This is a genomic window from Roseburia sp. 1XD42-34 (assembly GCF_009917385.1).
Lineage (GTDB): Bacteria > Bacillota > Bacilli > Bacillales > Amphibacillaceae > Virgibacillus.
On the sequence record NZ_QWLJ01000017.1, the window covers coordinates 1 to 18,372 of the forward strand.

Consider the following 18,372-nt stretch of genomic DNA (forward strand, 5'->3'; position numbering starts at 1 on the left):
CTTTCGCTAACAGTTCCTACTGCCAAGCCTGTAGTGGACTTTCGCCACCAAGTTTCCGCCCATGCAGGGCGCACAACAAAAAAAGCCTAATTCCACTAAAAAATTAGGCTTTTAAAAACTATGTCCTCACTGAATTGCAGCCAGAGAACTGTTTTATAAAGTGAATTTTCAATTAGTAGGGGTTTACATTCATCCCCCGCTGATTGTTAGATGAATGAATCGAGCACTTAGGTGATGTTATCTCTCACTTAGACTTGTTGCTATACAGATTATCCGACTCCTGAAGTGGGAGTCTTACAGCACCTTATATACGGGATAAATTTATCCCTTTTTCACAATATTTCTTTAAACATGGAGATAACTTCATCTTTAGTTGGTTGAAATGGATTTCCAGGTGCACAAGCATCCTTCATAGCATTATTGGCTAATTTTTCAAGATCTACTTCTTTAACACCCAGTTCTGAAAGCTTACTTGGGATACCAACTTCATTAGACAATTTCTTAATCGCTTTAATCACTGTACTTGCACACTGTTCATCTGTTTTATCTGTAATATCAATACCTGCAGCCTTTGCAATTGCACGAAACTTACTAGGATCTCTCTTTGCATTTTCCCGCTCTACAATTGGTAAAAGCATGGCGTTACACACGCCGTGAGGCAGATCATAAACACCTCCAAGTTGATGCGCCATTGCATGCACATACCCTAATCCAGCATTATTAAATGCGACACCAGCTAAAAACATAACATAAACCATTTGCTCTCGAGCTTCAATATCAGTGGAATCTTTTACTGCGCGCGGTAAGTATTCAAAGATTAATTCTACTGCAGCCAGTGCTGTTGCATCTGTAATTGGATATGCTCCAGGAGTAACAATAGCTTCTATAGCATGTGTTAACGCATCCATTCCTGTAGCAGCAGTAAGGTCTTTTGGCTTTTCCATCATTAATTCAGGGTCATTCACTGTAATAGTAACCAAGCTATTTTTATCTACCATAACCATCTTTACTTTTCGATCTTCGTCAGTAATAACATAATTAATTGTGTATTCAGCAGAAGTACCCGCAGTTGTATTCACCGCAATTGTTGGAACCGCTTTATATTTTGTCTTTCCGACTCCTTCATAATCACGCACATGTCCACCATTTGTTACAACTAGTCCTATCCCTTTGGCGGCATCTTGCGGTGATCCACCACCAACAGAAATTATAAAATCACAATTGTTATTCTTAAACACTTCCACCCCATTATGAACATTTTTAGTTGTTGGATTTGGCTTTACTTCATCATAAACAACGTAGGAAACGTCAATTTTGTCTAACTGATCTAATACCCTTTGAGCAATTCCACTTTCATTTAAAAATTTGTCTGTTACTAATAAGGCTTTCTTAAACCCTAACTCTTCAATAAATGGTCTAACTTCAGCTAAGCAGCCTCTACCTATTAAGTTAATGCTTGGTACGTATAAAACCTTTGACATTTCTACCCCTCCTAAGTTTCAATAGAAAATTGCCTGAACAATATGTTCATAATTTCACATATCGTTATATTTAATTTTATTTTAATGGATGAATAAAGTCAATAAAACCAAATATTAATTTTTTGTTTGCTTTTGTTTTCTTCAACCAATCTTCGCTTTTTTATGTACTATTTTTTATTTATTTGTTAAAAACAAAGGCGCCAGCGCCCGGTTAGCAACGTAGCGACTGGAGCGAATCAACTAAAGTTTTAGGAATCATGGTGAGGCACAAACCAATGAGGACTTATCGGAGGGCGGTTTCGTGAGGTCGCCTAGTTGCTGGGCGTTGGAGCCGGACGTGACTATTGCTGAAAGTGTGGAATCGTTCACAACAAAAAGGCGGCTCTTAGTATGTATCTCTCTCTAGACCTCCTTACGTTAATATTCTCAACGATCACAAGTTAACAATTAAAAAAAGTGGAAACCCCAAATAAAATTTGTACATTATTTCACAAACTAGAATATGTCTAAAAAACATGCTACAATGTACAATTGCAAGATAGAAAAAATGAATAACGACTACCATACATTTGTATCTTGCAAATATAAATGATAGGTGGTAAACAACATGGAAAGCAATATGGAATATGAAGTATTATTGTATTATCATTATGTTCACATTGAAGACCCTGAGGGTTATGCGGCGGAACATTTGAAGTTTTGTAAAGATTTAGGACTAAAAGGCAGAATTCTTGTTGCTCATGAAGGGATCAACGGAACGGTATCTGGGACGAAAGAGCAAACGAAGGCATACATGGATATGATGCATGCTGACCCTCGTTTTACAGATATGGTGTTTAAAATTGATGCGCATAATGGCCACGCGTTCAAGAAGATGCACGTTCGCCCACGAAATGAATTAGTAACATTCCGTCTGGAAAATGATATTGATCCACATAAGGTAACAGGAAACTACTTGTCTCCAAAAGAATTTTATGAAGCAATGCAGAAGGAAGACACTGTTGTTATTGACGCCCGTAATGATTATGAATATGATTTAGGTCATTTCCGCGGCGCTGTTCGTCCTGATATTAAAACATTTCGCGAACTACCAAATTGGATTCGCAAGCATAAGGACGAGTTTAAGGATAAGAAAATTCTAACGTATTGTACAGGCGGCATTCGTTGTGAGAAATTCTCCGGCTGGTTAAAGGAAGAAGGGTTCGAAGATGTGAACCAATTACACGGTGGAATTGTGACATACGGAAAAGACCCGGAAGTACAAGGCGAATTATGGGACGGGAAATGTTACGTGTTTGATGAGCGGATTTCCGTTCCAATTAATCGCAAAGATCATGTCATCGTTGGCGTGGATTATTTTGACGGTAAGCCATGTGAGCGATATGTCAACTGTGCGAATCCAGAATGCAATAAACAAATTCTCTGCTCCGAAGAAAATGAGCACAAATATTTACGAGGCTGTACGCATGAATGTCGTGTAAGCCCGCGAAACTTATATGTAAAAGAGCAGGAGCTTTCTGAAGAAGAAGTAGAAGCTCGACTTGAGGCTATTGGCGAAAGCCTAAAAATGAAAGCTTAATGAAAAGGGCTGTTTCATAAGTTAGATTTCTAAGATGAAACAAGCCCTTTTCTTATATTCAAAAAGTATTAATGAACGTGGTGATGTATCCACATACGCTCTATACTTTGATTCATTCTTTGAAAAGCAAATGAAGATGAGAAAGTTTATTCATCTTACACCTGCTCCATTTATTCAAATTTATTTACAAGCTGTTGTAGATCTTCGGAAATTTTCGCTAAGTTTTCTGAAGAGGATTCAATTTCCTCTATGGAGGCCAACTGTTCTTCTGTTGCAGCAGATACGGTTTGTGTTTGTTCCGCTGCCTCTTCCGCAATTTTTTTAATCCCATTCATGGATGCTTGCAGGCCCGTCGCCCCAGATGAAAGATGATTAACATCTGTACTAATTTGAGAGAATTCATTGAAAATAGCTTGAAATGTACTTTCAATTTTGCCAAACATACTTCCAGCGTCGTGAACTACATTCGTTCCTGTGTCTACTACTTGTTTCGTTATGTTCATTGAATCCATCGTTTCACTCGTTTCGTACTGAATGGTTTCAATTAAACGAGTAATTTGTTCAGCTGACTGACTGGATTGTTCTGCGAGCTTTCTTACTTCATCGGCAACAACAGAGAAACCTTTGCCGTGTTCTCCAGCTCTTGCTGCTTCAATGGCCGCATTTAAAGATAGCAAATTCGTTTGTCCCGCTATATCGGTTATGGTTTGGTTGATAGTATCGATTTCTGCCAAGCTTCGGCTTAGATTATGGATGGTCTTTCCTAATTGAACCACATTCCTATCAATGGTCTCCATTTGCTCTATCACTTCATCCATAGATTCCTTCCCTTTTACAGACATTTTCGTGGTTTCTTCTGCATGAGCTGAAATCACCGACGTTTGATCCGCTATTTTATGAAAGCTAGCGACCATTGTATTCATCGTATGAGTAGTTTCCTCAATATGATCCATTTGCCCCATCGATCCTGCTGCTATTTCTTGAATCGCAGAAGCAACGTGCTCTGACGCTTGCGTGTTTTGCTGAGCGCTGGCAGTTAATTGTTCAGAAGAAGAAACAACACTTTCTGCTCCTTCCTGAATAGACCATAGTAAATCTCTAATTCTAGTTATCATAGCATTAAAAGAAGAAACTAGTTGACCAAGCTCATCATTTGCTTTGTAATCGCCAGTTACTAATTTGCCTTGTTCAGCAGCTTCCATTACATATTGTAAATGTTTAACTGGCTTTATAATCGATTTAACAATCCATAAGCTAACAACAATAAAGACAACGATCCCCACTAAAGTTATAGCGATAAAAATCATGTTTACTTCTTGTAAATGATTTTGATTTTTTTTGTTAATATCACTCGCTTTATTAGAAAAGTGCTTTTGGATTTTCGTCATTATATTGTCTAGTTCCATACGTTTGTTCATAACATGATTAACATAATATTTATACCCTCCCTGTTTATCATCTTTTGCTAATTTAAGAGCAGTATTCCTCCCCTGAATATAATCATCTATTAGCATATAATATCCATCCATATCTATAACCTTTTTAGGAAATAAATCTTTCGTTTCCAATTTTTCATTTTCGCTCACTAGTTCGTTAATACTTTTAATTAAGGAATTATATTTATTCTGATCATTTGTCATCATGGCTTCCATTGAATACGCATCAATAGTGACATTGTTTTTTTGGATTTTCCCAAGCTTGTCAATGGAAAGTAAATATTTGTCATACATCTCTTTAGAATCATCTGCCATATCATGTAAATATGTAAATCCTACTATACCTACGATGCTAGATAAAAGAACAGCCAAAGTAACAAGTAATACGAATTTTTTGGCTATTTTCAAATTCCTCATTATTTATCTTTCTCCTTCTTATGTAGTGATGGGTTGCTTTATAAAAGGGTACAACTATTAGTACGTACTTTCTGGCGATAATTTCGGCAACAACCTCTGCTATGCCTTATTGGCATTTTTTGTGAAACAACGAACAGAAATAGGGCCATTTCGATAGAACTGATAAAAACAATACTCGTCAGGCATACTGTGTAATTAGTCCTATAGACCTATAACCTATAAACTACTTTAGTAATGAAAATGAAGCGAACATTATTATCATAGTATTTTTTTCTTATAAATTCAAATATTTCCTTCTATAAAACAGACATTTAACAGACATTTTCATAATCGTTTTAAAAAAATCAGATTATCTAAAATTAGGCTTTTTATGGAGACACATTGAATGGCAGAAAGCGTGATAAAAATAAATATAAGTTTTTTGACAGCTTTCTCGCTTAGTGCTATTCTTTTCACAAAAGGGAGGGGCCTTTATGTCTGTTTATGATTTCCAAGTAGAAACAATCGCCGGGAAAGAAACATCACTTGCTGATTATCGAGGGAACGTGCTTCTTATTGTAAATACTGCGAGCAAATGCGGCTTTACTCCACAATTTAAAGGGCTGCAGCAACTTTATGATACCTATAAAGATCAAGGCTTTTATGTGCTTGGATTTCCGTGCAATCAATTTAACAACCAAGATCCTGACTCGGAAGAGGAAATTGCGGCGTTCTGTGAATTGAATTATGGCGTGATGTTTCCCTTGTTTCGAAAAATTGATGTAAAGGGAGAACAGGCACATCCTTTATTTCGGTATCTTACAGATGAAACAAAAGGTATGTTTACAAAGCAAATCAAGTGGAATTTCACCAAATTTTTAATCAATAAACAGGGTGAAGTTATTAACCGATACGCACCCCAAACGAAGCCTGAACAAATAAAAAAAGATATCGAAGCTACTTTGCATAAATAAAAAAGCAGGATTCAAGTCTAACGTATATCAAAAGAGATTGTTTTCTTGGAGCTCCTCAAACACATAGAAAACTCCACTAACAAGAAGTATCTTAGTCTAGTAAAACAGCAAAAGAATCATAAATAGCAGTTCAATTAGCATAGAAAAAGCTTGGAAGCCTTTTTTAAAAGATAAGAAAGTATAAAATGAGGTGCTTGGGGATAGCAAAATAAACGAAGAGCCATGTCCGGCGCAAGAGCCCAGCCACGAAGCGACTTTAGGAATGAGCCGCCCTACGATAAGGCCTCATCGGTTCGCGATTAAGAAAAGGGCCGACTAAAAACGGGTTTGCCGCTCAGGCGTCGGCATACCCCTGGTTTTAGTGGCATGATTCCTAAAACTTTAGTTGATTCGTTCCAGTCGCTACGTTGCTAAACGGGCGACCTGCCCTTTGTTCTGACTCTTTAACTACAGAAGTATCTTGCTTAATAACACCTTTTCACAGGCTACTTCCAAGTTTCGTCTAATTTATCCGAGTAGAACGTAATTGCTTTTTTATAACTAATAATTTCAGCATCATTTGTCGTATCTATTAAGCATTTTAATAATAATTCCATAGCTTTACTATGTTCATTCAGATTATATAAGGTCATGGAATAGAAAGTTTGCAAAGCTTTATTATTGGGGAATAATTCCATTCCTTTTAGAAATATACGTCTTGATTTTTCATATTCTCCTAATGTCCTATATGTACTACCTAATCCCAATAATGCTCCTGTTAAATCCTCTCAGGCAAGCCTAACTTAATGGCATTTTCATAATAAGGTACTGCTTTATCCTCTTTCCCTAATATGTCAAAACTACAAGCACAATGATAGTTAATAAGAGCATCATCTGGAAACTACGTTACCAACTTCATAAGTAATTTGTTAGATTGCTTATAATTACCCTTCTTTCGTAAGTCCATTGCTTTATCCATTTCTTTTGCCATCCGTTTCATCTCCAATAGTATATCTATTTCTTCTAGCACACTGCTCGTTAGCTTAAAAACTACAATCCTTATTGATTCATTATAACATTTTCATCAATAAAGCGAATCTTCAATTAGTGGTTACCATAATGACCGAATAGTCTCTTAGGAAATAGGGTATGTAGGTGCTGTTACCTCCCACTTAGACTTATTACAGTACAAGATGATCCAACTTCTAAAGTTGGGAGGCTTACAGCAACAAATATCCAGAATACATTATAAATACAATTACAATTCGGTATGATCAACCTTATTTCGAGCACTTTAAATTTAATTTAGCTTATATAAGAGTACTTCTGGAGATGAAATGCAATCCGGGTCTATCTCGATCATGCCCTTTATTTGAGCATCTCTCCTTTTTCACTCATTTTCAAGCTCCTACTAATCTTTCTATCGCCTACAACACTTTTGCCAGAAAATCCTTTGCTCGCTCTGTTGCAGGTTCGTGGAAAAACGCTGTTGGCTCTGCTTCTTCAATTAGTTTCCCTCGGTCCAAAAACAAAACGCGGTCGGCGACTTCCTTTGCAAAATTCATCTCATGGGTAACGATGACCATTGTCATGCCAGTATTGGCCAAATCTTTTATCACATCGAGCACTTCTTTTACCATTTCTGGATCGAGTGCTGATGTTGGTTCATCAAATAGCATGGTTTCTGGCTCCATAGCTAATGCTCTAGCAATGGCCACACGCTGTTTTTGGCCCCCAGATAAACGGTTCGGATATGCTTGTTCTTTATCCGTTAATCCTACTTTTGCTAGCAGCTTTTTTGCTGTTTGATGTGCTTCTTGCTTGGGTATACCTTTAACTTTCTGTGGTGCATAAGCCACATTATCCAAAACCGTCATATGCGGGAATAAATGAAAATGCTGAAAAACCATTCCGATATGTTTTCGGACAGCTAATTTGTTCCGTTTCGGATTAGTGATTTCTTGATCGTTAAGCCAAATTTTTCCTTCCGTAGGGCTTTCCAATAAGTTTAGACAACGTAAAAATGTGGATTTACCAGATCCCGATGGACCAATAACAGCGACAACCTCTCCTTGCTTAATAGTTGTAGATATACTATGAAGCACCGTTTGTTTGCCAAATTTTTTGGTTATGTTTTCTGCTTTAATCACTTTGACGAAGCCTCCGTTCTAGTACTCTACCGAGTTGGGTAAGGACAAAGACCATCACCCAATAAATCAACCCTGCAAATAATAGTGGTTCAAAATTACGGTATAAGTCTGATCCGACTACTTGCGCACGGCGCATTAAATCCAGATAGCCGATCGTAGATACAAGTGCGGATTCTTTCGTTAACGTAATAAATTCATTCATCATTGCTGGCAATATATTTTTAAATGCTTGCGGCAAAATGATGTTTGCCATCATGGGGCGATAAGGAATACCTAATGCTTCCGCTGCTTCTGTTTGTCCTTTATCAACTGCTTGAATACCCCCACGAATAATCTCGGAAATATAGGCAGCAGAATTTAAGCCAAACGCAAGAACGGCAGATATAAATGCGGATATGTCATAACCTGTTAATTGTGGAACAGCATAGTAAATAATCATTAATTGCAAAATCAGTGGTGTCCCACGGAAAATCGAAGTATACGCATCCGCCAAGGGTTTTAGCACTGGAGCTTTGGTTACTTTACATAAAGCTAATAATGTACCTAAAATAAATCCAATGACAATGGATGCACTGACGAATTTTAATGTTGTCCCAATTCCTTCTAATATAAAAGGAATATAAGGCACGATTTGGCTGAAATCCAAATTCATGCCTTCTCACCTCACTTTTCTATCTAATGTTGTCATTAACTAATATAAGGCGCTATTTTTTGCCTCCATAAAGAATTCAGTGATGTAACAATATCTAAGCGGAAATAACTGGTTCTACTCTCACAATCCCTACCAGTTAGTACATTTTAAAAAGCGAGCTACTAAAGGAGTTTTGCTTATTCCTATGCTTACTGCATCTCTGATAACCATTTATCCTCTAATTCTTGCATTTTTCCACTTTCCTCAAATTTAGCTAGTACATCATTTACTTTGTCGACTAAATCACTTCCCTTTGGAAAAGCGATCCCCATTCCTGGCGAGCTTTCTGTAGGATCATCAAAGGATTTTAAATCTTGTTCTTTTGCATAGCCCGCAGCAACGGTTTTATCCATATAACCGACATCAATTCGATTGGCACTTAATTCTTGAACAAGAAGCCCTGCTTTATCTACTGCTTTCACTTCAAAATCATATTCTTTAGCTAGTTTTTTGGCTCCTTCTTCCTGAATCGAACCAAGCTGGACGCCGACTGTCTTTCCTTTTAAATCATCGATTGTTTTAATATCAGAGTCTTTGTTTGTTAAAAAGCTTTCTCCTGAACGATGATATTCTGTTGAAAAGTCAACATTTTTCTTACGTTCTTCGGTAGCGCTCATGCCTGATAATACCATATCAACCCGATCCGCTTGGAGAGCTCCAATCAGTCCGTCAAATTGCATATCTTCGATTTCTAATTCATAGCCTAACTCTTCTGCGATCATTTGACCCAATTCAATGTCAAAACCCTCAAAGTTACCTTCTGGGTCACGCGTTTCAAATGGAGGAAAGTCAGCTGACGTGGCCATTTTCAGTACCTTTTTCTCTTTTTCTGCTTCTCCAGATGCTTTATCATCGCTGCTTCCACAAGCTGTAATTATTCCAGTTACTATGACAAAGAGAACTACTATGAGGATTTGCTTTTTCAATTTACGTCACTCCATTTTATGTTTTTATAGTTTAAGATTCTTAAATTGTTATCATCTGCTAGTCTTCCATTTTTTCGGCATAAATAGCTGTTTTTAAGGAAACTGTTGACTATTTATATGCTGTAATAAAATGCTAACTTTTCTGTTGCAGAAAAACCAAATTTCTATTTAAAAACATGGGCAATAAACTATCGTCTTTACCATTCAATTTGGAAAACTTAAGTAGTAAGCTGTTGTAATTTATAATTTCCTTTGGTTAAATTCCTGTTTAATTTCTGTTAAAAGATCTGGGTCTGTAATCACTTCAAATCCCGTCTGCGCAAGCGCCAATGCTCCATCAGCAATCATCTGATGCCCTTTATCTGTAATGGTCATATTTGCAAATTCTTTCGTATGCGCTATTAAATCCGGCTTGTTAAATCCGATATACGGATGGATTGCAGGTACAACGTGACTCACGTTTCCCATATCAATCGATCCATAGCTTTGTTTGGCTGGCAGCACAGGTTGAGCCGTTATTTGCTCTAAATGCTTCGTAAACGTGTTGGATAACGCCTGATTCGTTACCATGTTGTCATAGCTTAATTCATAATTGGAAACTTCTAAAGTTGCACCTGTCATTAAGGCAGCCCCTTCAGCAATTTTTTTCACCTTTTCCACAACTGCATCTAACGCTTTTCGTTCTTTTGCCCGGACATAAAATTGAGCTACTGCTTTGTCAGGAACGACATTAGCTGCTTCCCCACCATTTGCTATAATGCCATGTATCCGTACATCCGTTGGAAGATGCTCTCGCAATGCGTTAATACCATTGAATAGCTGGAGTACGCTATCTAGTGCATTGATTCCTTTTTCCGGAGCAGCTGCAGCATGAGCGGTTTTGCCAAAGTAAGCAAATTGGATCGCATCCATCGCAAGAGAGCCACCACTTTCATAGGCTTGATCTCCAGGATGCACAATCATCGCAACATCAATAGAATCAAAAAATCCGTTTTCACTCATCGGTACTTTAGCACCGTTTGTCTCTTCAGCCGGCGTTCCTAGTACAACCACACTTCCTCCTATTTTAGTTAACTGTTTACTTAAAATAATCCCAGCGCCTATACTCATCGTTCCAATGAGATTATGACCACAACCGTGTCCGACTCCGGGCAACGCATCATATTCAGCTAAATATGCAATAGCGGGACCAGGCTTTCCACTATCAAATATAGCTTTAAAAGCAGTTTTTCTACCAGCAACTCCAGCTTCAATTTCAAATTGATGCTCCGTTAACAAATTCATCAACAGCTGCATCGATTGGTATTCCTGATCTCCTAACTCTGGATGCCTGTATAAATGATCGCTGATATGACATAAATCACGGTGTATATACTTTAATTCTTCCTTTAACGTCTTCATCTCATATTCCCACCTATATGCATATTTATTTATGTGTATGTATATTTATACCACTATTTTCATCATTATGCAATTACTTTTTTATTTACAGTAGAAAATTTAATAAAACAAAGAGCACAAAACATAATGTCTTAGATTAATTAATACGTCGTGATTATCCCCACTAAATTAGGAACCAAACTGGAACATCTAACCTAAACCTTCTTATTACTTGTTTCTTTTACAGGAATATAGGGGGCTTATCGTAGCTCACAAATAGGAATAAATAAAAGGATACCTGTTTGCGGCTAAATAACTGATACCATTTATCGAATATATCTGAATTAGAATTTTATACATTTTTCTAATGCATACTATATAGCTGGTTAAATAATACTTGTCAAAATGATTGAAAGCTTGATATATAAGGGCTTTTAAATGTTGAGGGAATTTTTTATGTGTAATATTCTCTACTAAATAATTGCGGAAGTTTGGGATAGCATTTTAGTTTCGAGTGGCAAGTGAAATCTAAAATTTTAAAAGAAGGGTTTTAAACGCTCTTTATTTATTCTTATCATTTAAAATTTTCTAGTGTCCAAATAGACATATTACCGCTATTATTTTCTTCTTTCAATGCTTTGCACAATAGTAAAAGGTGTTTAAACTCGATTTATAGGATTATTGAACTTTTAAAATTTTTTAAAGCGCGGTAAAAAGCATGAAATCACATAAGCCCCCACTTATTTGGTAGTGAGCCCCACAAAAGTTAGAGTTTTTATGATGCAACTGATTGGCTAGCTTTGGGGTAATTTGTAGTGTACTTCATTATACTAAAATAGAATAGATTCATGTACACATCTCGTTTTATTAAGCAACTGCTACTCCCATTTGTGGAAAGAGAAAAAACAGGACACTCCAATTCTATAGTATTAGAGCATCCTATTGTTATACGTTTGTTAAACTTATATACAATATTTAAAATAGAAAAATACTAAAAAATAGTCGGTACCATTCCCCCATCCATACGAATGGAAGAACCTTTAAATGCTGATGCATAAGGACTACATACAAATGTAGTTAATCTACCTATTTCAATTGGCTTAATAAATCGTTGTATTTCAGATTGAGGTAAGTTTGTAGTCATAAATTCTTTCTCTTTTTTTGAAAAAGTCATATCAGCATTAGAGTATATACCCTCAATTATTTGATGAACATTTTCAGAAAGTGTTGGTCCTGGCATGATTGTATTGACTGTAACTTCTGTCCCTATTGTTAATTTAGATAAGCTTTTAGATAATGATAAAAGCATTGTTTTTGTCATACAATACTGAGGCATTTGTCCTGAAGGCATGATTGCTTCTTCACTCGCAATAAAAATAATGCGGCCATCATTGTTTTTTAACATTTTAGGCAAATAAAATTTAGATAATCCATTTGCAGCAAGAACATTAGTACGGAAGTATTTTTCCCACACTTCATCGTCTATGTCCTCATATTGCATCATTTCATAAATCCCTATATTATTAACTAAAATATCAATAGTCGGGTATTTTTTAAATAAAGCTTCTCTTTGTAAAACATCGACAATATCAGCCGCTGCATTTTGGGGAGAGGTAGCCGGAAAACCAGATTTAATTTCATTTACGATTCGTTCTACTTCTTCATAATTTCGTCCATTAATCAGTACATTGACACCTTCATTGGCAAGTTCCATGGCGATTGCCTTACCTATACCTTTTGTTGATCCTGTAACTAAAGCTGTTTTATTGTTTAATCCCATATCCATTATACATTTCTCCATTTCATTTACCTTTTACAGTAATAAGTTAAAAATAAACGCGCTCCTACACTTTAAGATCATCATTAGGTTTTTCTTTTTAATAACTAGTGTTAAAAAGTTTACTTTAAGACAAAGTTAATTTATCAAGTTCATACCTAAATGTTCCGTACGCCAATTCAAGGGAGTATCACCTTCCCAAATGCGGAAAGCACGGTAGAAAGAGTTCTGGTCTTCATATCCAACCATGAAGGCTACTTCTTTAATATCGAATGAGGGGTCTGCAAGGTACTTTCGAGCCAACTCATGTCGAACTTGTGTCAACAGATGTTGAAAGTTCGTTCCTTCGTCAGTGAGCCGTCGCTGCAAGGTACGATGGCTCATCCCAAATTCACTTGCAACCGTCTGAATATTAGGACACCCTCCTGTTAAACTGCGTTTCATCATCCACTTGACCATTTCAGTAATGGAGCGACTGCGTTGTTGTTCATCCAACGATTTGTCTACTACGGGAGACAAAACCTCCAGTAGCTCTTCATTGTACGAGACAAAAGGAAGATCCAGATCCCTTCGATGTAGCGTCAATCTATTACAGTTCGCACCAATCTGGATATGGCAGCCAAAGTAAACTTCAAGTGCTTGTATGTCGCCCATTGAATGCGTAAATCCGACAAATTTCGCCGTCAAAGGTTGGCCTGTCCCCCGCCGTCCAAGCTCCAAAAGAAATGCCAGAGTGATTCCAACTAACATTGGTGGACCTGGTTGCTCGGGGGACAGCCAATCTAATTCAATTGTACAGTTCTTCCCTCTCTCGGTGATACGTAAGCTTTCAGGGGGGCACATTTGTTTGTACCGTGCCATTCGTTTTAGAGCATCACGGTAGTTACGAGCATGATATGTCGCTAAAACTGGAGGTGGATAATGCGCTGTTTTAAAGGCGGTCGTCAGCTTGGTAATTCCTTTGGCAGTGTCCTCAATGAGATCCGAATAAGCCTGCCAAATCGCAAAATATTGCTCAGTCGTAACCACCGAGTCGGTAATAATGGTGAGCGGTAGTCTCGCTTTTCGAACCACATCGTGGGGGGCAATCCCTAATTGATGTATTCCCTCCCAGAATCCTGCTGGGATTTTGATACGAGTATGAGACTTCATATCGGATCCTCCTTTTGCTATCCAAACCTTCCCTAGTTTTTGCTTGTGATTGTTTTCTGCCTAGTTAAGGGGGACAGTTATTATAATACCTATTTAATGTAGCATTGTAACTAGCAAAGGGTGACACTTTACTAGCAAACTATGCCAAATAAATCAGTTAGCAATAGTGTTATTTAAAGACACTTTAAATAACACTATTTCTCCTAATTGTTATAAATATGGTTTTAGTGTTTTTGCTATTTGTTCTTTTATATCAGAAAAGCCACTCTTTAAAATCATGGGCATTAAATTAATCTACCCGGTATCAATATGTCTATATTTCACAATATGAACCGATTGTTGAATAGCAGGATGACTGGATTTTTTGAAATAACTTCATTGTTAACAATATGTGTTTTTCTTATTTAATAATTTTTGGTGTATGGAAATTCATTTTATAGAGATAAAAAATAAATTAATATTAAATAAAGAACATTTTTCAGCGCAGATAGCGGCTCGAAGGGCGAGCCATGGTGGTTGCTTATCTTTTTAGAAGACTCGTCTTTTCTCATACTATAAACAAAAAAATCTTATGCTTTCTATAGTGCAAAAAAAGAGGGGCGTCTCCCCTCTTTTAGTATGCTTTTGCCCAGTATACCAATTCCTTCGCTTCTCTCCCGCAACATACGCAAGTATCCGCCACTTTTTCTTGTTCAAATGGAATACAGCGAGATGTCGCTAGTGTATCTTCCTTAATTTTTTCTTCACAAGCTAAATCCCCACACCACATAGCTTTAATAAATCCAGCTTGTTCTTCTAAAATCGTTGCAAACTCATCCATGTTTTTAGCAACATTGGTTTTTTCTTGTAAATGTTTTTCTGCACGATTATATAAATTCATTTGCACTTCCTCAAGCAAAGCAGGTAAGCGTGTTGGCAATTCAGCTAATGTAACAAATTCCTTTTCACCTGTATCACGACGAACAAGCACAACTTGTTCTTTTTCAATGTCTTTTGGTCCCATTTCAATGCGGACTGGGATACCCTTCATTTCATACTCGTTAAATTTCCAGCCAGGCATTTTATCGCTTGCATCGATGTCTACTCTTACAAGATCCTTTAATTGGTCACATAAATCATACGCTTTATCCAATACACCTTTCTTATGCTGTGCAATCGGTACTATCATCGCTTGCGTTGGGGCAATGCGAGGTGGAATCACTAAACCGCGATTATCACCATGAACCATAATTAAAGCTCCCATGATTCGAGTTGACAATCCCCAGGATGTTTGATGGACAAATTGACTATCCCCATTTTCATCTAAATACGTAATATCAAATGCTTCCGCAAAACCTGATCCGAAGTGATGAGAAGTTCCAGATTGCAGTGCTTTCCCATCGTGCATAAGGCTTTCGATTGTCAAAGTATATTTAGCACCAGCAAATTTTTCCTTATCCGTTTTTCTTCCTTTAAGGACTGGAATAGCTAAATATTTCTCCACAACATCAGCATAAATGCCTAGCATCCTTTCCGTCTCTTGTGAAGCTTCTTCATCTGTTGCATGTGCAGTATGCCCTTCCTGCCAATGGAATTCGGAGGAACGTAAGAATGGTCGTGTTGTTTTTTCCCACCGAACAACATTCCCCCACTGATTATAAAGCTTTGGCAAATCACGGTAGGAATGAATATTTTTGGAGTAATAATCGCAGAACAACACTTCTGAAGTAGGACGAACAGCAAGACGTTCTACCAACTCTTCGTCTCCACCATGTGTAACCCAAGCTACTTCAGGAGCAAACCCCTCCACATGATCTTTCTCCTTTTGCAACAGACTCTCTGGAATAAATAACGGAAACGCAACATTCGTGTGACCTGTTTCTTTAAATTTCTTATCTAACACATCGCGAATATTTTCCCATATTGCAAACCCATACGGCCTAATGATCATCGTGCCGCGAACCTGACCATAATCAACCAGCTCTGCTTGCTTAACGACATCGGTATACCACTGTGCAAAATCATCTTCCATTGCGGTAATTTTTTCTACAAACTGCTTGTTTTTCTTACCCAAAACGAAACACCTCATTTTACTATTTTATATACATACTAATAACATTCTCGTAACTAAAGCTTCTTGCAGATGCTGAACTTTTTTATGCCCTGCTTCCATTCTGTACCCTGAAGTCACTTTGTCCTTAATCAGCAGGGTGTTCGTTTTAAAAACGTATCTGCAAACATAAAAAATCCTCCATCCGAAAAGGGACCGAGGTTGGTGGTACCACCCTTGTTTGCAAAAAATATTGCACACTCAATTGGATAACGGATTGACCCGCGCTGTCTTACAGCATAAAAGCCTTTCTGACAGCGAACTCCGGAGCAGGTTCTAATGTTTGTCTTTGGAAATTTGCACCACCCATTCCCTCTCTAAAAAAAGACAGTTCATTATACTAATCTCCATCTACGTTTTATGACATAATTGTACTTACACTATAAAGCTTGCCCTAGGGAAAGTCAAGATTTAAAGCACTCGTTTACTAGTAAGATGCGCAGGAAAAAATTGATATGTTGTATATAGGTAGCAAAATAATGAACCGATGAAACATTTGAATGCAACTACTAATCGCTGGCCCACTTTCAAATGGTCAGTCCCTTCTCATATAAAGCGAATCGGTCTTCGTCATCCTTCTTCATTCCTACAAACGTATATCCCGCTCGGTCGTAAAAGCTTATTAAAGCTGGATTATCTGCAACACAATCTAAACGAAGCACAGAATTAGCTCCTACTAATTGTGTTTCAATCCATTCCAGCAACTGTCTTCCAATTTGTTTACCACGATAATTTGGATGTACAGCAAGTCGATGGATATACCATGCAGCATCGTCCTTCTCCCCCCACACGAGCACATCCCACTCATTCTGCTCGCATGAAGCGATAAAGGTGCCTGCAATTTGACCTTCTATTTCTGCAATATACGTGTTACCTGCAAGAATTTCGGCTTCCATAGTTGGATCTTCATTTCCAGTTAAAAGAAACTCCCATTGTTTAATCCCTTTATTGTGAAGCCAGCGCGCTGTAGCTTGCAAAATATTTATAATGTCTGTTTTGTCTTTTATCGTAGCCTTTCGAATGGTAAATTTCATGTTCGTAACCACCTCTTATCATTGGCCCTGATCAATGTTTTCCCTGTGACGCTCCTTCAATAAGTTAATAAAAGCCTAGGGGCAATTTTCCATCTATCTCTAAATATTAAACCACCTTAGCTCCTAGCGTATTTGCAAAATGCTCTAACGCCCATTCGTGTCCTGCCTGATTGAAGCTTGCCACAGCATCTTGATGAATAACAATAGCGAAGCCTTTATTATAAGCATCGACAGCTGTATGCAATACGCAAATATCTGTGCAAACACCGATGATATGCAGTTCTTGAATACCACGTTCGCGCAGCTTAATCTCCAAATCTGTACCAGCAAAGGCACTATACCTTGTTTTATCAAAATAATATACATTTTCCTTAAATTGATGTTCATGATAAACAGTGGCTAGCTTGCCATATAAATTTTTTCCAGATGTGCCAATAATATTATGCGGTGGGAATAAGTTTGCCTCTGGATGAAATGGATCACCTTCTTCGTGTGCATCAATCGCAAACACGACATAATCGCCGTTTTCGATAAATCTTTTGGTCAATGAAACCACTTTGTCTTCAATAGCTTGTCCCGGTGATCCACATGTCAGCTTACCATCTGCTGCAACAAAATCAATTGTGTAATCCACATTCAAAAGTGCCTTTTTCATCAAATAAACCTTCCTTTCACTTTGTATTGAAATGTTTTACAAAAGGTTAACTTCTTGATAATCATGACGCTATGTAGCATACAAGATACCTTTTAAATAAAGTTGCCAAAAGAACTAAATAAGCATCATCCACTTGTTATAAATTTAAAATAAACTCACCACTAAGAACGAACACCATCCATTTACCATAACTTTAGAATAAAATTACCACTAAGAACCAAGCAATCATAATCAATTGAATAATTATTTTGGCAACTGCGCCACCAAGAAATCCGATTAATGAACCAAATGAAGCCCAAAACGCCTCCTGTACGGTGCGTTGCTGTAGTAGTTCGATGATAAACACAGTAAGAAATGGGACGATTAAAATCCCAAATGGTGGGATAATAAACGAACCGACAATCACAGCAATAGCAGCGCCGCGCTCTCCCCACTTACTCCCGCCGTATTTCTTGACAAAATAGCTGTTAGCAATAATATCAGCGCCAACCAATAGAAGCGTAATAATTCCCATTGCAATCCAAAACGACAACGTCAATTCATTCGGATTAAGGAAAAAATGATATAAAAGAAACCCGCCCCAAAGCACAAATACAGATGGAATTATCGGGAAAATAATCCCTACAAAGCTTAAAATAAATAAAGCAATAATTAAAATCCAAATAACCATATC

16 protein-coding genes and 1 other annotated feature are annotated in these 18,372 nt (G+C 37.4%); of the genes, 2 read left to right on the forward strand and 14 right to left on the reverse strand.

Features of this window, described 5'->3' with window-relative positions; genetic code table 11:
* Positions 1-332: 332 nt before the first annotated feature.
* Complete coding sequence (locus D1839_RS10895; RefSeq protein ID WP_120379933.1) at positions 333-1,481, reverse strand: iron-containing alcohol dehydrogenase; 1,149 nt, start codon at positions 1,479-1,481, stop codon at positions 333-335.
* A 607-nt stretch (positions 1,482-2,088) separates the two neighbouring features.
* Between D1839_RS10895 and trhO the strand changes: the two genes are divergently transcribed.
* A complete protein-coding gene (gene trhO, locus D1839_RS10900) occupies positions 2,089-3,060 on the forward strand; it encodes an oxygen-dependent tRNA uridine(34) hydroxylase TrhO (RefSeq protein WP_120379934.1) in 972 nt (323 codons plus the stop codon).
* Between the two features lie 170 nt (positions 3,061-3,230).
* Here the strand turns inward: trhO and D1839_RS10905 are convergent, their stop codons facing one another.
* On the reverse strand, positions 3,231-4,913 hold the full coding sequence (locus tag D1839_RS10905; RefSeq protein WP_120379935.1) for a methyl-accepting chemotaxis protein: 1,683 nt from the start codon (positions 4,911-4,913) through the stop codon (positions 3,231-3,233).
* A gap of 473 nt (positions 4,914-5,386) precedes the next feature.
* On the opposite strand from D1839_RS10905, the gene D1839_RS10910 reads away from it, so the two are divergent.
* Entirely contained in the window at positions 5,387-5,866 is a 480-nt protein-coding gene (locus D1839_RS10910) for a glutathione peroxidase (RefSeq protein WP_120379936.1), read from the forward strand.
* A gap of 485 nt (positions 5,867-6,351) precedes the next feature.
* Here D1839_RS10910 and D1839_RS20350 read toward each other — a convergent pair whose 3' ends face one another.
* From D1839_RS20350 to D1839_RS10965, 12 genes are all read right to left on the reverse strand, one after another.
* Positions 6,352-6,612: a tetratricopeptide repeat protein gene (locus tag D1839_RS20350; protein ID WP_199690076.1), complete on the reverse strand. Its 261-nt coding sequence runs from the start codon at positions 6,610-6,612 to the stop codon at positions 6,352-6,354.
* Positions 6,613-6,623: 11 nt separating this feature from the next.
* On the reverse strand, positions 6,624-6,728 hold the full coding sequence (locus D1839_RS21325) for a tetratricopeptide repeat protein (RefSeq protein WP_199690086.1): 105 nt from the start codon (positions 6,726-6,728) through the stop codon (positions 6,624-6,626).
* A 544-nt stretch (positions 6,729-7,272) separates the two neighbouring features.
* Positions 7,273-7,995 (reverse strand): amino acid ABC transporter ATP-binding protein, encoded by a 723-nt coding sequence (locus tag D1839_RS10920; protein WP_120379937.1) that lies wholly within the window; start codon positions 7,993-7,995, stop codon positions 7,273-7,275.
* On the reverse strand, positions 7,988-8,641 hold the full coding sequence (locus tag D1839_RS10925) for an amino acid ABC transporter permease (protein ID WP_286164782.1): 654 nt from the start codon (positions 8,639-8,641) through the stop codon (positions 7,988-7,990). Before D1839_RS10925 ends, D1839_RS10920 begins: the two co-directional genes overlap by 8 nt.
* Positions 8,642-8,835: 194 nt before the next feature.
* The gene (locus D1839_RS10930) at positions 8,836-9,612 is read right to left on the reverse strand and encodes a transporter substrate-binding domain-containing protein (protein ID WP_199690077.1); all 777 of its coding nucleotides are present in this window, start codon (positions 9,610-9,612) and stop codon (positions 8,836-8,838) included.
* A 240-nt stretch (positions 9,613-9,852) separates the two neighbouring features.
* Complete coding sequence (locus tag D1839_RS10935) at positions 9,853-11,013, reverse strand: M20 family metallopeptidase (protein ID WP_120379939.1); 1,161 nt, start codon at positions 11,011-11,013, stop codon at positions 9,853-9,855.
* 970 nt (positions 11,014-11,983) lie between these two features.
* Positions 11,984-12,778, reverse strand: a complete 795-nt coding sequence (locus D1839_RS10940; protein WP_120379940.1) for an SDR family NAD(P)-dependent oxidoreductase — start codon at positions 12,776-12,778, stop codon at positions 11,984-11,986.
* A 129-nt stretch (positions 12,779-12,907) separates the two neighbouring features.
* On the reverse strand, positions 12,908-13,921 hold the full coding sequence (locus D1839_RS10945; protein WP_120379941.1) for an AraC family transcriptional regulator: 1,014 nt from the start codon (positions 13,919-13,921) through the stop codon (positions 12,908-12,910).
* 613 nt (positions 13,922-14,534) lie between these two features.
* A complete protein-coding gene (gene proS / locus D1839_RS10950) occupies positions 14,535-15,932 on the reverse strand; it encodes a proline--tRNA ligase (protein WP_334296573.1) in 1,398 nt (465 codons plus the stop codon).
* 226 nt (positions 15,933-16,158) lie between these two features.
* Positions 16,159-16,373 (reverse strand) — a binding site (T-box leader).
* 164 nt (positions 16,374-16,537) lie between these two features.
* Positions 16,538-17,044 (reverse strand): GNAT family N-acetyltransferase, encoded by a 507-nt coding sequence (locus tag D1839_RS10955; RefSeq protein ID WP_120379943.1) that lies wholly within the window; start codon positions 17,042-17,044, stop codon positions 16,538-16,540.
* Between the two features lie 106 nt (positions 17,045-17,150).
* On the reverse strand, positions 17,151-17,699 hold the full coding sequence (locus tag D1839_RS10960) for a cysteine hydrolase family protein (protein ID WP_120379944.1): 549 nt from the start codon (positions 17,697-17,699) through the stop codon (positions 17,151-17,153).
* A gap of 193 nt (positions 17,700-17,892) precedes the next feature.
* The gene (locus D1839_RS10965) at positions 17,893-18,369 is read right to left on the reverse strand and encodes a DUF456 domain-containing protein (protein ID WP_120379991.1); all 477 of its coding nucleotides are present in this window, start codon (positions 18,367-18,369) and stop codon (positions 17,893-17,895) included.
* Between the last annotated feature and the right edge of the window lie 3 nt (positions 18,370-18,372).

Excerpts from the sequence above, each read along its gene's own strand:
- D1839_RS10955 (WP_120379943.1), bottom strand. The coding sequence starts at position 17,044 with ATGAAATTTACCATTCGAAAGGCTACGATAAAAGACAAAACAGACATT.
- D1839_RS10905 (WP_120379935.1), bottom strand. The coding sequence starts at position 4,913 with ATGAGGAATTTGAAAATAGCCAAAAAATTCGTATTACTTGTTACTTTG.
- trhO (WP_120379934.1), top strand. The coding sequence starts at position 2,089 with ATGGAAAGCAATATGGAATATGAAGTATTATTGTATTATCATTATGTT.
- D1839_RS10945 (WP_120379941.1), bottom strand. The coding sequence starts at position 13,921 with ATGAAGTCTCATACTCGTATCAAAATCCCAGCAGGATTCTGGGAGGGA.
- D1839_RS10960 (WP_120379944.1), bottom strand. The coding sequence starts at position 17,699 with ATGAAAAAGGCACTTTTGAATGTGGATTACACAATTGATTTTGTTGCA.
- D1839_RS10895 (WP_120379933.1), bottom strand. The coding sequence starts at position 1,481 with ATGTCAAAGGTTTTATACGTACCAAGCATTAACTTAATAGGTAGAGGC.
- D1839_RS10935 (WP_120379939.1), bottom strand. The coding sequence starts at position 11,013 with ATGAAGACGTTAAAGGAAGAATTAAAGTATATACACCGTGATTTATGT.
- D1839_RS10940 (WP_120379940.1), bottom strand. The coding sequence starts at position 12,778 with ATGGATATGGGATTAAACAATAAAACAGCTTTAGTTACAGGATCAACA.
- D1839_RS10965 (WP_120379991.1), bottom strand. The coding sequence starts at position 18,369 with ATGGTTATTTGGATTTTAATTATTGCTTTATTTATTTTAAGCTTTGTA.
- proS (WP_334296573.1), bottom strand. The coding sequence starts at position 15,932 with ATGGAAGATGATTTTGCACAGTGGTATACCGATGTCGTTAAGCAAGCA.
- D1839_RS10910 (WP_120379936.1), top strand. The coding sequence starts at position 5,387 with ATGTCTGTTTATGATTTCCAAGTAGAAACAATCGCCGGGAAAGAAACA.